Annotated in this window: 11 protein-coding genes; 4 read left to right on the top strand and 7 right to left on the bottom strand. The window is 67.7% G+C overall.

Annotated elements, in window-relative coordinates:
• The first annotated feature begins 28 nt into the window (after window positions 1–28).
• Window positions 29–670: a TetR/AcrR family transcriptional regulator gene (locus DLJ53_RS31135; RefSeq protein ID WP_111352230.1), complete on the top strand. Its 642-nt coding sequence runs from the start codon at window positions 29–31 to the stop codon at window positions 668–670.
• A gap of 71 nt (window positions 671–741) precedes the next feature.
• Window positions 742–1,494, top strand: coding sequence for an SDR family oxidoreductase (locus tag DLJ53_RS31130; protein ID WP_111352229.1), 753 nt, complete (start codon window positions 742–744; stop codon window positions 1,492–1,494).
• A 409-nt stretch (window positions 1,495–1,903) separates the two neighbouring features.
• Here the strand turns inward: DLJ53_RS31130 and DLJ53_RS31120 are convergent, their stop codons facing one another.
• From DLJ53_RS31120 to DLJ53_RS31095, 6 genes are read right to left on the bottom strand one after another with little or no spacing between them, the layout of a single operon-like run.
• Window positions 1,904–2,884 (bottom strand): ABC transporter ATP-binding protein, encoded by a 981-nt coding sequence (locus DLJ53_RS31120; protein WP_111352228.1) that lies wholly within the window; start codon window positions 2,882–2,884, stop codon window positions 1,904–1,906.
• Window positions 2,881–3,852: an ABC transporter ATP-binding protein gene (locus DLJ53_RS31115; RefSeq protein ID WP_111352227.1), complete on the bottom strand. Its 972-nt coding sequence runs from the start codon at window positions 3,850–3,852 to the stop codon at window positions 2,881–2,883. The genes DLJ53_RS31120 and DLJ53_RS31115 overlap by 4 nt, the downstream gene beginning before the upstream one ends.
• 10 nt (window positions 3,853–3,862) lie before the next feature.
• On the bottom strand, window positions 3,863–5,056 hold the full coding sequence (locus DLJ53_RS31110) for an ABC transporter permease (RefSeq protein WP_244935201.1): 1,194 nt from the start codon (window positions 5,054–5,056) through the stop codon (window positions 3,863–3,865).
• Window positions 5,056–6,036 (bottom strand): ABC transporter permease, encoded by a 981-nt coding sequence (locus DLJ53_RS31105; protein WP_111352226.1) that lies wholly within the window; start codon window positions 6,034–6,036, stop codon window positions 5,056–5,058. The genes DLJ53_RS31110 and DLJ53_RS31105 overlap by 1 nt, the downstream gene beginning before the upstream one ends.
• Complete coding sequence (locus DLJ53_RS31100; RefSeq protein WP_111352225.1) at window positions 6,033–7,457, bottom strand: lyase family protein; 1,425 nt, start codon at window positions 7,455–7,457, stop codon at window positions 6,033–6,035. The genes DLJ53_RS31105 and DLJ53_RS31100 overlap by 4 nt, the downstream gene beginning before the upstream one ends.
• A 57-nt stretch (window positions 7,458–7,514) precedes the next feature.
• Entirely contained in the window at window positions 7,515–9,113 is a 1,599-nt protein-coding gene (locus tag DLJ53_RS31095) for an ABC transporter substrate-binding protein (RefSeq protein WP_111352224.1), read from the bottom strand.
• Window positions 9,114–9,253: 140 nt separating this feature from the next.
• Between DLJ53_RS31095 and DLJ53_RS31090 the strand changes: the two genes are divergently transcribed.
• Both DLJ53_RS31090 and DLJ53_RS31085 read left to right on the top strand, forming a co-directional pair.
• The gene (locus DLJ53_RS31090; protein WP_111352223.1) at window positions 9,254–10,165 is read left to right on the top strand and encodes a LysR substrate-binding domain-containing protein; all 912 of its coding nucleotides are present in this window, start codon (window positions 9,254–9,256) and stop codon (window positions 10,163–10,165) included.
• Between the two features lie 509 nt (window positions 10,166–10,674).
• On the top strand, window positions 10,675–11,247 hold the full coding sequence (locus tag DLJ53_RS31085) for a hypothetical protein (RefSeq protein ID WP_111352222.1): 573 nt from the start codon (window positions 10,675–10,677) through the stop codon (window positions 11,245–11,247).
• 170 nt (window positions 11,248–11,417) lie between these two features.
• On the opposite strand, the gene DLJ53_RS31080 is transcribed toward DLJ53_RS31085, so the two are convergent.
• Window positions 11,418–13,493, bottom strand: coding sequence for a sulfatase-like hydrolase/transferase (locus DLJ53_RS31080; protein ID WP_162409736.1), 2,076 nt, complete (start codon window positions 13,491–13,493; stop codon window positions 11,418–11,420).
• Between the last annotated feature and the right edge of the window lie 198 nt (window positions 13,494–13,691).

Genomic DNA, 13,691 nt, shown 5'->3' with positions numbered 1-13,691 from the left:
GCCCGAGCGACGGCGCACGGGGCTTTCTATGAACACCAAGAAAAAGCGGCCTCCCGGTCGGCCACGCGCGTTCGATCCGGAGGACGCCCTGGCGGTGGGGCAGCGGCTGTTCCATGCACGTGGTTTCGAAGCGGTCGGGCTGGCAACGCTGACCGAGCAGCTGGGGATCAATCCGCCCAGCTTCTATGGTGCGTTCGGCAGCAAGCTCGCCTTCTTCGAGAAGGTGCTCGCGCGATATGTGGCGACCGCGCTGCCGGTCGACCGGATCCTGTCGCCGGACCGGCCCCCCGTCGAGGCGCTGTCGGAGCTGCTCGAGACCGCGGCGCAGACCTACGCCGCGGATCCGAAGGCAAGAGGGTGCCTCGTCCTCGAGGGCGCGCGCGGTAGCGAGACTGCCGAAAACGTGCGGGTCGCACGGTCGGTAGCGCAACAGGCCCGGGCGAATATCCGCCAGTTCGTGGCGGCGACGCATCCGGACGAGGCGGACGCCGTAACGGACTATGTGACCAGCATCATGTCGGGGCTTTCCGCCAGTGCGCGTGAGGGCATGGACGCCGTTCGTCTCGTCCTGATCGCCAGAACGGCAGCGAGCGCCCTCGAAAGACTGCTCGGTTCTCGTACGACTGTCACACCTCGCTCCGAGGAACCGGAGTCCGAGGCGCGGCGGTGAGCCTCCCGCGCGGAGGCATCGACAAGAATTCCTGCGCTGAACGGCGCGGACGCTAACCTGGGAACAGTGCCATGAACACTTCCGCTCTCGGTCTCGCCGGCAAGCGAGCGCTCGTTACCGGTGCAGCGCGCGGCATCGGCGCGGCCATCGCGCTGAAGTTGGCCGAAGACGGCGCCGACGTCGCCATCACCTACGCGAGATCAGCCGAAAAGGCCGAGGCTCTCGCCGCCGAGATTCGCGCCCTGGGCCGCAGGGCCATCGCCATCCAAGCCGACGCCGCCAGTCCTGAAGCCGCGAAGGCGGCGGTCGAACAGACCGTCGCCGCCCTCGGCGGCCTCGACATCCTGGTCAACAACGCGGGCGTCCTCATCGCGGGGGCATTCTCCGCGCAGTCGCTGGAGGAGATGGACCTGCAGCTGAACGTCAATGTGCGCGGCGTTTTCGTGACCACCCAGGTTGCGCTCGAACACATCCCGAACGGTGGCCGCGTCATTACGATCGGCAGCAATGCGGGTCTGTCCGTCCCGTTCGCGGGTATCGCAGTCTATTCGGCCACCAAATCCGCGATGGAGAGCTTCACCCGTGGTCTCGCCCGTGAACTCGGCCCTCGCGACATTACAGTCAACCTGGTCCGTCCCGGTCCAATCGACACCGACATGAACCCCGCCGACGGCCCTCTCGCGCCTTCCATCCTCCCGAGCCTCTCGATTGCCCGCTACGGCAAGACCCGGGAGGTCGCCGAGGCGGTCGCCTTCCTCGCCGGACCTGGCGCCGCCTACGTTACGGGTTCGGGCATTCTCGTCGACGGCGGCATCAGCGCCTGAGTTGCCGCACGAGGGGCGACCGGCCTCGGGGTGCCTCGCACTCACGGCACAGTCGACCGGTGCGCTGACCCCAGCCGCCCCACGACACGGGGTAAGGCGTTGGTAGTGCCTGCACTAAAGGTCGGTGTGCGACGGGCCGCCCCGAAAGCAATCCGCGGTCGATTTCACCGTCGGGGTCGGATTCTGCGAGGTGTCCGCCTCGCGCGTCCCATGCCAGGCGTCGTAGGCGGCCTGCATCCGCAACCAGGGTGCCGCACCATCGCCAAGTAGCTGGCCCAGGCGGGCTGCAGCGTTGGCCGCGACCGGCTTACGTTCGCCGCTGAGGCCTTAAGGACGCCGAGAGAGACCGCGGAGCTGCGCGGTCTCGACCTTACCCTCGCCCACGACAGGGATCGGATCCTCTGACCGGTCAGATGTGGTGACAGCTCGCGAGCCGTCCTGCCACGGCACGCAACTCCGGCCGTTCCGTCTTGCAGCGATCAGTCGCCATCGGGCAGCGCGGGTGGAAATGACACCCTGGGGGTGGGGCAAGTGGTGAGGGGATCTCTCCGCGGATCGGCTGGAAGCCACGCCGGGTGAGCGAGATCCGTGGCATCCCCTCGAGCAGCATGCGCGTGTAGGGGTGGGCCGGCTCCGCGAACAGCCGGGCGGTGTCGGCGAGCTCCACGACCCGGCCGAGATACATGACCGCCACCCGGTCGCACAGGTGACGGATCACGCCGAGATCGTGACTGATGAAGATCATCGACAGCCTGCTCGCCGCCCGGATGTCCATCAGGAGGTTCACGATCTGCGCCTGCACCGAGACGTCCAGCGCGGCGACGGCCTCGTCGCAGATGAGGAGCTCCGGATTGACCGCGAGGGCGCGGGCGATGCCGATCCGCTGGCGCTGGCCACCGGAGAACTGGTGCGGGTAGCGGCCGAGCGCTTCGGGGCCGAGGCCGACCTGACCGAGGATCCCGGCGACGTAAGTGTCCCGTTCGGCGCGGGGCACGAGGCCGTGCACCACGGCAGCCTCGCCGACGATCTCGGCGACCCGCATACGGGGGTTCAGCGAGGACAGCGGGTCCTGGAACACCATCTGCACCTTCAGCGCCTGCCGGCGGTCGGCGAGAAAGGCCTCATAATCCTGCCCGTGGAAGGCGCAGCTCCCGGCGCTGGCCGGCAGGATGCCCGCGATCATGCGCGCGAGGGTTGATTTGCCGCAGCCCGATTCGCCCACGATGCCGAGCGTCTCGCCCGGCGCCACCGTCAGCGACACGTCCGAGACGGCGCGGACCTCCGGCAGCTCGCGCCGCCTCAGCTTCGCGGTCAGCCGCTCCGCCGGGCCGCCCCCCACCGCGAAGCTGCGCGAGAGATGCCGCGCCTCGAACACCGGCTGGACGCTCACGCTTCCACCTCCGGATTGTGGCACCAGACGCTGCGGCCCGGCGACAGCCTGGTTTCGGGAACCGGCGTGGCGCAGGCGGCCACGACGCGCTCGCAGCGGTTGGCGAAGGGACAGCCGGGGCCGACGTCCATGAGCGAGACCATGGTGCCGGGGATCTGGGCGAGCTTCTCGCCGGGCCTGTTGCGCGACGGCGCCGAGGCCAGCAGGCGCTTCGTGTAGGGGTGGCGCGGGCCGGCGATGATGTCGGCCGTCGACCCCGTCTCCATCATCGCGCCGGCGTACATCACGAGGATGCGGTCGGCGAGCTCGGAGAGGGTCGCGAGATCGTGCGAGATCCAGATCATCGCCATGCCGCGCCGGTCGATCATGCCGCGCATCTCGTGGATGATCTGCGCCTGGATGGTGACGTCGAGCGCCGTGGTCGGCTCGTCCGCGATGATGACGTCCGGCTCGAGCATGATCGCGATGGCGACGACGACCCGCTGCCGCATCCCTCCCGAGAGCTCGTGCGGATAGGCGTCGAGCCGGGCCTCCGGCGCGGGAATGCCGACCGCCTGCAGGGCCTCGACCGAGCGGCGGCGCATCTCGGCGACCGGCACCCTCTCGTGCGCGGCGATCGCCTCGAACATCTGCTCGCGGATGCGCAGCACCGGGTTCAGCGTCATCAGCGGGTTCTGGAACACCATCGCGATGCGTCTGCCGCGTATCTCTCGCATCCGCTCGAAGTCGAGCCCCTCGAGCGGTTCGCCGTCGAGGCGGATGTGGCCGGACACGATGCGGCCCGGCGGATCGACCAGCCCCATCACCGACATGCCGGTGACGGACTTGCCCGAGCCGGACTCGCCGACGATGCCGAGGACCTCCCCCCGGCCGAGCGAGAACGACACGTCGCGCACGGCCTTCAACACGCCCTTGCGGGTGTAGAACCAGGTGTTCAGCGCCTCGACTTCGAGCACCGCATCGCTCATCGCGCGCACCTCATCGGTCCAGCCTGGGGTTGTTGAGATCGCGCAGACGGTCGCCGAGGAGGTTCAGCGCGACGATCATCACCAGCAGGACCAGGCCCGGATAGATGCTGATCCAGTATTTGTGGGAGAAGATGTACTCGTAGCCGTTGGCGATCAGCATGCCGAGCGAGGGTTTGGTCAACGGCAGGCCGATGCCGAGGAAGCTGAGCGAGGATTCCAGCGCGATCGCGGCGGCGATGTTCAGCGTGAAGAGGACGATGATCTGCGGCAGGCAGTTCGGCAGGATGTGGCGCAGCAGGATGCGCCCCTGCGACAGCCGCTGCACGCGTGCCGCCTCGACATACTCCTTGCCGAGCTCGCCGAGCGCGACCGACCGCGTCGTGCGGGCATAGTAGCACCACTGCACGAGGACGATGGCAAAGATCACCTTGTCGACACCGCTGCCGAGGAGCGCCAGCACGACGAGGCCGACGAGCAGCGCCGGGAAGCCCAGCATGAAGTCGACCGCGCGCATGATGAGGGCGTCGGCGACGCCGCCGCGCCACGCCGCGACGAGGCCGAGCCCGGTGCCGAGGACCATGGCCGTCGCCGCGGTGACGAGGCCGACCGTCAGCGATATGCGGATGCCGTAGAGGATCGCCGAGAGCATGTCCCGGCCGAAGCCGTCGGTGCCGAGGTAGAAGGTGAGCCCGGTCTCCTGCGGCAGCGACTTCGCGATCACCTGGATGTCGGCCGCACCGGTCAGCCCGGTGATGCGGACCGGGCCGGCGGGCGCGGTCACGGTCCACCACGGCTGCACCGGGTGCTTTCGTGCCTGGTCGACCCCGGCGCCCCTGGGCAGGTTGCGGATCTGCAGGCTCGCGAGCGCGACGTCCGGCGGCACGGCCGCGAGCTCGACGCAGCCCTCCCCGCACGGCACGGCGCTGACGCCGCGCAGCACCGTGCCGGGGCCGGTGGCTTCGGCCGGACCGGCGCCGACATGGATCGAGACGCGCGCTTCCTCGGCCGGCCCGAGCTGGCGCGAGCCCACCGGCTTCAGGGCATCGGCGAGCTGCAGTCGGGTGAGATCGTAGGGATCGGTCGGCGCGAGCAGCGGGGCGAAGATCGCGGCGAACAGCATCACGAGGGTGATCGCGAGCGAGATCATCGCCGCGGGGCTCTCTGCGAAGCGGCCGAAGGCGGCGCGAAGTGCGGGCATGCGCATCAGCGGCTCCGGCCGATCAGCGCCTTAACGCGCGGATCGATCATCGTGTAGAGCACGTCGACGATGAAGTTGATCGCGACGAACAGGACGGCGGTGTACGAGAGCTGCGCCACGATCATCGGTCGGTCGAGCACCTTGACCGAGTTGATCAGGAGCTTGCCGAGTCCGGGCCAGGAGAACACCGTCTCGGTGATGACGCCGTAGGCGAGAAGATTGCCGGTCTCGATCCCGATGACCGTGACCAGCGGCAGGAGGGCCGTCCGCAGGATGTGGACGCCCACCACGCGCCGGCTGCGCACGCCCTTGGCGTAGGCGTACTTCACGTAGTCGAGCGAGGCGACCTCCATCGTCGCGGCGCGGGTGACGCGGATCAGCAGCGACATCTTGAGGAGGGCGAGGCTGAAGGCGGGCAGGAAGACGTGGCTCCAGCCGTCGGCGGTCCACAGGCTCGTGGTGATGCCGAAATGGGTGGCGACCTCACCCCGGTCGCCGACCGGAAAGATCGGCAGGACCAGCGCGAAGACGACGATCAGCAGCATCCCCTGCCAGAAGGTCGGGATGCTGACGCCGATGAGGGAGAAGCCCATGATCGCCTTGGCGCCCGGCGATTCCGGCTTGAGGCCGGCATAGAGGCCGGCCGGGATCGAGACGCTCACCGCGATGACGAAGGCGACGAGCGCCAGCTCCACGCTGGCGGGCAGGCGCGACAGGAGCACCTGTGCCACCGGCTCCTTGGTGACGAAGGAGGTGCCCCAGTCGCCCCGCACGGCGTCGCCCAGGAAGGCGAGGTACTGCTGCCAAAGCGGCAGGTCGAGGCCGAGCGCCTTCATGGTGGCGAGCCGGTCGGCCTCGCTCGCCTCGCTCGAGATGAGGACGTCGACCGGGTTGCCGATCAGCCAGACGGCGACGAACAGGACGAGCGACATCGCGAGGACGACGAGTACGCTCTGCACCAGCCGCGTGAGGATGAAGCTGGTCATGCGCCGGCAAGAGGTGCGGCCGCCTCCGCCGCGACGACGGCGAGGCCGCGGCGCTGGCGCGGCGGGGGAAAGTCGGCAGGGTCGAACGCGAGGGCCAGCGCGCCGAAGTGCCGGGCATACTCGGCGCAGAGGCCGTTCGGCGCCTCGCCCCGCATCCGTGCCTCGATCTCGCGCCGCAGCTCCGCGCCACCCGGCAGCTCGGCCAGACCTTCGAGGAACGGGGGCCCGCCCTCGGCGGCGGCGACCGCGACCTCATGCACCATCTCGTGCCCGTGGTGCTTCCCCTCCGTCTCGCCGAGCCGCATCATCGCGAACTCGGCGTGGATCGCCCCGTGCGAGAGGTCGAGATTGCTCCGCATCCGGGCGGCGTCGACCACGAGCCCGCCGACGAGGCCTTCGGTGCGGGCGAGAAGCTGCCCCATCATCCCGACGACAGCGGCGATGGCGTTCTCGAACATCAGGTTCGTGCTGCCGTCCGACTCGAAGGGGCGGTGTGCCTCGGCCATCAGCATCGCGGCCTGCGCATAGAGCTTGCGGCTGTTCTCGATGATGCCGTAGCCGAGAATCGGGTTGATCTTCTGCGGCATGGTGGAGGAGCCGATCGAGCCGGCGAGCCGCCCCTCATGCAGCTCGCCATACTCCTCGGCGCCGGACTGATAGACCTCCTCGGCGATCTTGTGGCAGACCGAGGCGAGCAGCGTCAGCGCGTTCACCCAGTCGCACATCCGGGTGCGGATGCCGCGCGAGGGGATCGCCATCTCCCCCATCCCGAGGAGGTCCGCCACCCGGGCCTGGAGCGCCGGCCCCTGGGGGCCGATGGCCGAGAAGCACCCGACCGCGCCGCCGCTCATCACCTGGAAGGCGCGGTTGCCGGCGGTCTGCAGCCGCTCGGCGCAGTCGAGCATCTCCTCGATCCAGACGGCGACCTTGAATCCGAAGGTTATCGGCACCGCGTGGCGATAGTGGGTCCGCCCGGCCATCAGCGTGTCGGCATGGGCGACGGCGTGCCGGCCGAGGTGGTGCAGGATGTCGGCGACGAAGCCGTCGATCGTCTGCTGCGCCCGCTTGGCGAGCAGCATCAGCCCGGTCTGGATGACGTTCTGCGTGGTGATGCCCCAGTGGACGTAGCCGCCGTGTGGCTCGCCGCACAGCCGCACAAGCTCGTTGATGAGCGGCATCAGCGGGTGGCGCGTGGTGTCGTGGTCCTGCTGGAGGCGCACCGGGTCGAGCAGGGCCGCATCGCAGTTGGCGGCGATGACGGCGGCCGAGTCGGCCGGGATCAGCCCCAGCTCCGCCTGTGCCAGCGCGACGGCGCGCTCCACGTCCAGAAGGGCCTGCATCACCGCGGCGGGGGCGAACACGACCCCCAGCCCCCGGTCGTCAAAGGCAGAGCCGACGTTGAAATAGAGTTCGCTGGCCATGGGGGTACTCGCGGGGATGGGAAGGGGCGGGCCGCGGCGAGGCGGCCCGCGGGGCCGTCATTCCGGCCGGGCGGTGTAGAAGATGTTGAGGAGGTTGCTGTTGGCCTCGAAGCTGACGCCGTTGCGCACGCCCCAGACGCCGAGCTCGTGGTAGAGCGGCACGATGCCGTTGTCCTCGTAGGACTGGCGGGCGGCAGCCTGGATCAGGGCCTCCCGCTCGGCGTCGTCCAGCGTCGTCTGCGCCTTGGCGAGCGCCTCGTCGGTCACCGGGTTGGAGTAGCGGCCGCGATTGGCCCCGCCCCACCCCTTCGCGCTGTCGCGCGTCGCGGCGAGGTTCAGCATGATGCTGAGCCCCTCCCCCGTGTCCGCCGCGGCGCCGGCCAGGTACAGGCTGAACTCGTAGTCGCTGGCGCGGGTGAAGTAGACGCTCTTGGGGAAGGTCTCGAGCCGGACCTGAAGGCCGATCTGCGACAGCATCGCCGTCACCGCCTGGGCGACCTGCGCGCCGTTCACGTAGCGGTCGGCCGGCGCGCTGAGGACGAGGCCGAAGCCGTCGGGATAGCCCGCCTCCGCCAGCAGCGCGCGCGCCTGTTCCGGGTCGTACGGATAGGGCGGCAGGTCCGGATTGTGGCCGAAGATGCCCTCGAGGATGATCTGGCTCGCCGGCTGCGCCATGCCGCCCATCACCGTCTCGACCAGCTCGTCCCGGTTGATCGCGAGGTTGAGCGCCTTGCGCACGCGCGGATCGAGGAAGGGGTTCTTGCCGTCCGTCCCCGTCACGAGCGGCGTCGGCCCGTCGTGCTGGTCCGCCAGCAGGAAGATGAGGAGGGTCGACGGCGCCGAGGTCAGATGCAGGTCGTCCGCGGCCTCGATGGTCTCGAGCCCGTTGATCGGCACGGCGTTGATGACGTCGACCGCGCCGCCGAGCAGCGCCGCGATCCGGGCGCCGTTGTCGGGGAGAACCTTCACCGTCACCCTGTCGTAGGCTGCGGGCTCGCCGTAATAGCCCTCGTTGCGCTCGAGGACGATCTCGACGTCCGGCGTGAAGCGCACGACCCGGTAGTTGCCGATCCCCGGCGAGATGGCGCCGCTGTTGAAGTCCGCCGTCGAGAGCCAGTTGTCGTTGCCGCAGGTCGTGGCATCGTAGGTGAGCGCGGCGCCGGTCGGATTCTCGACGATGCCGATATACGAGAGGTTGCGCAGGAGGTTGGGGTCCGCGCCCTTGGTCTCGATCACCAGCGTTCCGTCGCCGGGATCGGTAACGTTGGCGACGGTCTCGATGAAGCCGGTGTAGAGCCCGGGGCTGCCCGGCACGTTGCGGACGCGGCAGAGCGAATAGATGACGTCGTCGGCGCCGAGCGCGTTGCCGTTGTCGAACTTCGCCTCCGGCTGCAGCGTCAGGACCCACCGGGTGTCGCTCGGCTGCGTCCAGCTTTCGGCGAGCCGGGGTTCCAGCTTGCCGGTCGCGCCGTTGGCGTAGGCGAGCGCGTCCGAGACGTTCTCGCGCAGGTCGAAATTGTATCCCGCACGGTGGAAGTGCGGATCGACCGAGGTGGCGATGGCGGCAAGGCCGACCCTCAGCTCCTCGGCATGGGACGGCACCGAAGTCAGTGCCGCAGCGGCGGCGGCCAAGACCGCCAAGCCGATCTTTCTCATGCTTCCCCCCTGGCAGCCGCTCTGATTGCGGCTTTGCCCGAGTAAGAGCAGGACGCGGCGGGAAAGAGAAATGCCGATTCTGCCCTTCGATTGAGTTTTTCTCAACGATCGGCTACGCCCATCCGGCAGGAGGGGCCGCCATGTCGCAGCAGCGTCCGGAACAGCACACGGTCGGGGCGCTCCCGCCGATGTCGTCCCTGCCCGTGTTCGAGGCCGTCGGCCGCCACCTCAGCATCGCCCGCGCCGCCGAGGAGCTGCACGTCACGCCGGGGGCAATCAGCCGCCAGATCCGCAATCTCGAGGCGTTCGTGAACTGCCGGCTGTTCGAGCGCGCGCACCGCCGCATCACCTTCACCCCGGCGGGGGAAAGCCTCTGGGCGGACGTGTCCGAGGCGATGGCTCAGCTTCGCGATGCGACCTACCGGCTGACCTCGGCGAGCGGGCAGCGGCCTCTGCAGGTGAGTTGCCCGCGGATGTTCCTGCAGAAGCGGATCGTCCCCGTGCTCGGATCCCTTTATGCCCGGCACCCCGATATATCGGTCCGCTTCGTGGTCGCGCTGCCGGGCGCTGTGGCCGAGGGGCTCGATGTCGGAATCGTCGTCGGCGACTACACCGTCCCCCGCGGCTACCGCCACGAGCGACTGGTCGAGGGCGACCTGATGCCCGTGTGCAGCCCTGCCTACCTCACCAAGGCACCGCCGCTCGACCAGCCGGCGGATCTCGCCCGGCACGTCCTGCTGCGGTCGACCGAATACACCCGCAACTGGCACCGGTGGCTCGGCGATGACGCCGACCGGGTGTTCGCCACCGCGCGGTTCATCGACTTCGACAGTTCGGGGCTGGAACTGCCGGCTGCGATCGAGGGACTGGGCATCTCGATCACCCGGCATTCGCTGGTGCGGGAAGAACTTGCGGGCGGAACGCTGGTCGCGTTGTTCCCGGACCATGCCGTGCGCGACCACTATGCCTTCGTCTACCCGGACAACAGGCGAAATTCCCCTGCATTCCGCATCCTACGGCGCTGGCTTCACGCGACCCTGGCGGAGGCATAGCGCGTCGAAGGGGCCGCACCGACGCGTGCGAAACGACATCGACCTGTCGGTACACACCAAGTCGACGAGCGCTCTATTCCGGCCATGCCTCAGAGCGAGCGGCATGGTCCGGGGTGCCGACCTGCGATCGGTGCCCGACCGTGCACCGCCGTGCGAGCATTCCTGTACGGGTTGTTCATTCCGACAGGACTCAACTATCGGTTTTGCGATCCCAGTCGGGTTCAGGTGCAGGTGAACGACCTGCCGAGATCTCACAGCTAGCCAATACGACCGCTTGGCGACCAGCGCCCTCGCCCCAACTGTGAGGTACTGGCCATAAGCTCTAGGCCCTAAGCCTCAGTGCGCTGTCGCTCTATGGGCCTAAAATTATTAAAATGGGAACATGTGCGAGGATTCGCCCAGAACGATGCATTGGAGACTTCGTGCCGAACAACGCCACCTCCGCAGCACAGAGCAGTGCCCCACCCAGATTTTCCGTATACGTCTCAATATTTCGCGAGGAGAAGCGTTTGAATTCATTTGAACCCATCAAGCAAACCGTGGCTACTTTGCTTGAGGCATTAGCCATTGCGGACACATACAATGCGCCACGACGGTTCTCGAAGATCCTTCAAAAGCTTTACGACGAGGACGGGGGCATGGTCGTGTACAAGAGCAAAGAGGGTTTGACGTTCTGCGCCCAGCTGGATGACCCTGGCCATCTGGGGGACCACTTCCAGCAGGAGACCGTGAACGTCATTGAGCCGGGCGAGAGGCTGCTTTGGTATTCGATCGGGATCGGGAATCCGTACGCACCGTCCCAGGCCGTGCCAACCACCTTGAGTGATTTTGCCAAGGCTTTCAGGACACGTACCGGTGGGGCTGTCTTGCCTGCCGAGGCCTGGGAGATGCTGGAATGCCTTCTGGAGTTCCGCCCCCTCAATTCCCCCTCCGTGATGGTCCTCAACGACACGGTTCATGTCCTGAGCCGTCTGAGGATCGAGGGTGAACCCTGGATTGACCAGGCTGAGGCCGAGGCGATGGCCGAAGCTGACCGGGACGAGTGGATCAGCGAGACGGACGAACAGACCTCCTCCCGGTGACTTTGAACTGTCCGCCGCTTTGATATGGCGAACCGTCCCCGCGAAGAGATCCCGCTTCGCGCCGACCGGCGCATGGTCGAGGACAATGAAGCCCGTCGGAACGATCGCTCCTTCCCTTCCGGTGAGCGCCTGACGGGTCGCCCATCGTGCGCTCACCCGTGTGAAGAGGTTCAGATGAGACCGGCGATGACGTCGGCGACGTCGAGCGAAAAGACGCCCTCCAGCATGATGGTGCCTTCCGCCGCGCCGGAGACGGTGAGGAGTATCCCCTCGCTGCGGGTCGTCGCGGTGATCTCGTCGAGCCGGACACCCTCGATGATCAGCGTATCGCTCGTGGTGAAGCCGACGACCGTGTCGGTGCCGAAGCGGCCTTCGAAGCGCAGCGTGTCCCGACCGGTTCCGGGCGACAGGACGTCCGCTCCCGTCCCGCCGATGAGGACATCCGAACCATCTCCGCCGACCAGCGTGTCGGACCCATCCTCGCCGCTCAGCGTGTCCGATCCCTCGTTGCCGAAGAGGCTGTCGGCGCCCTCGCGGCCGAACAGCACGTCATTGCCACCCTCGCCCATGAGCGTGTCGAAACGTGAGCCGCCGATGGCGCTGTCGTTGCCGGCGCCCCCCAGGATGATGTCCGCGCCTTCGCCGCCGAACATGGTGTCGTTGCCGTGCTGTCCCAGCAGCGTGTCACGCCCTTCCTGGCCGAGGAGGCGGTCGAAATGGTCGCCGCCGAGGATGAGGTCCTCCCCCTCGTTGCCGCGCAGGACGTCCGCCCACGCGCCGCCTTTCAGCGTGTCATTGCCTTCTGCCCCGCTCAACACGTCGCGGCCGGCCCCGCCCGTTATCTCGTCGTCGCCCTCTCTCCCCACGATGGTGTCGGCGCCGTCGTAGCCGCGGCCGATATCGTCGCCGTGCGTCAGGGTCAGATTGTCGTCGTCCGGCGTGCCGCGGATGGTGGTTCGTTCGCCGACAGGGCCGGGGTCGGTGTGGCCGTAGGCATCGTACCAGCGCTGCCACAGCGCGCCGAGGTCTTCCTGGTAGGCGGGCTCGTCGGCCAGATTGTGGTTCTGCTCCGGGTCGGCCACCATGTCGTAAAGCTCTTCGGTACCGTCGGAGTACTGGATGTAGCTGTACTGCGGCGTGCGCATCATGATGCTGTCGCCCATCCAGGTGAAGACCGCCCGGTCCAGGCTGAGGTCGGCGTCCGTCAGGAACGGCACCAGACTCATGCCTTCGAGGCGTGCGGGGATGTCGAGCCCGGCGATGTCGAGGAGGGTCGGGTAGAGGTCGAGGAGACTGACGACCTGGTCCACGGTCTCGCCGCCGGTCACCCCCGGCACGGAAAAGATGAACGGGATCTTCGCCGCCTCCTCCCACAGGGTGAACTTGCCCCAGCGGTCGTCGCGGTCGCCGAGGTGGTAACCGTGGTCGCTCCACACGGCGATGGCCGTGTCGCCGTCGTGCCCGGTCGCTGCCACGGCATCGAGGAGGCGGCCGAACTCCCAGTCGACGTAGGAGACGGTCGCGAGATACGCCTGCACGTATTTCTTCCAGGACTCCGGCGTGTCCGGCTTGGGGTGCCAGCCCTGATACTTCAGCTCCTCGAGGACAACGGCGGGAATGCCCGGCAGATCCTCCGACCCCTCGCCGGGCACCCGGATCTCCTCGATGGGGTAGAGGTCGTAGAACCGCTCCGGCACCGTGAAGGTCTTGTGCGGCTTGACGAAGCCGACGTTCAGCATGAACGGCGCATCGCCATCGTAGCTGCGCAGGAAGCCGATGGCGTGATCGGCGGTGACGTTGTCCGCCATCTCTTCGGTAAACGAGTCCGGCATCGGTGAGATCTCGGTCGGAGCCGGATCGCCGCCCCGGTAACCGATCACCGTCGTGTACTCGCTGAAGAGCTTCTCGCCGAGGTCGGCGGGGATGGTCTTCTGGTGAAAGACCTTGCCGTAGGACGCGACGTGGAAGCCGTTCTGAAGGAAGTTGGCGGGCAGCGTATCCTCGGGCGTGACGCCGTCGCGCCAGCTCTCCTGGTTGGTGAAGACACCGGTGGTGACGGGCGACTGGCCCGAAAGCGCCGCCGTTCTGGCCGGGCTGCATAGTGCGACCGGCGTGTAGGCATTGGTGAAGGACGTGCCCGACTCGGCGATGCGCGCGAGGTTCGGTGCATGGACCTGGTCGGTGAAGATCGAGGCTGCACCGATCCAGTATGCGAGGTCGTCGAAGGAAATGTTGATAACGTTCACGCGCAAAACCTTATTTCGGCGGGTCCGGTTGGCGCGTTCAGAGCGCTAGGCAACGTCTGATCCGCGATCGCTTCCGAACCGGTTCATTTCGTCTCGGCCGCCGGCCCATGCGCTAGCTGTTCAGTCCCGGCAGATGCATCACTCACGCGCGAGAACGTCAGCTTGAACCCATGGGTCGCGAGTTCGCTTTTCAGCGTC

It is taken from the genome of Acuticoccus sediminis (assembly GCF_003258595.1).
Lineage (GTDB): Bacteria > Pseudomonadota > Alphaproteobacteria > Rhizobiales > Amorphaceae > Acuticoccus > Acuticoccus sediminis.
This window is presented reverse-complemented; position numbering and strand designations above follow the sequence as displayed.

What these genes read in the sequence shown, in the direction of transcription:
- DLJ53_RS31135 (WP_111352230.1), top strand. Translation starts at nt 29, where the DNA reads ATGAACACCAAGAAAAAGCGGCCTCCCGGTCGGCCACGCGCGTTCGAT.
- DLJ53_RS31130 (WP_111352229.1), top strand. Translation starts at nt 742, where the DNA reads ATGAACACTTCCGCTCTCGGTCTCGCCGGCAAGCGAGCGCTCGTTACC.
- DLJ53_RS31115 (WP_111352227.1), bottom strand. Translation starts at nt 3,852, where the DNA reads ATGAGCGATGCGGTGCTCGAAGTCGAGGCGCTGAACACCTGGTTCTAC.
- DLJ53_RS31110 (WP_244935201.1), bottom strand. Translation starts at nt 5,056, where the DNA reads ATGCGCATGCCCGCACTTCGCGCCGCCTTCGGCCGCTTCGCAGAGAGC.
- DLJ53_RS31105 (WP_111352226.1), bottom strand. Translation starts at nt 6,036, where the DNA reads ATGACCAGCTTCATCCTCACGCGGCTGGTGCAGAGCGTACTCGTCGTC.
- DLJ53_RS31100 (WP_111352225.1), bottom strand. Translation starts at nt 7,457, where the DNA reads ATGGCCAGCGAACTCTATTTCAACGTCGGCTCTGCCTTTGACGACCGG.
- DLJ53_RS31095 (WP_111352224.1), bottom strand. Translation starts at nt 9,113, where the DNA reads ATGAGAAAGATCGGCTTGGCGGTCTTGGCCGCCGCCGCTGCGGCACTG.
- DLJ53_RS31090 (WP_111352223.1), top strand. Translation starts at nt 9,254, where the DNA reads ATGTCGCAGCAGCGTCCGGAACAGCACACGGTCGGGGCGCTCCCGCCG.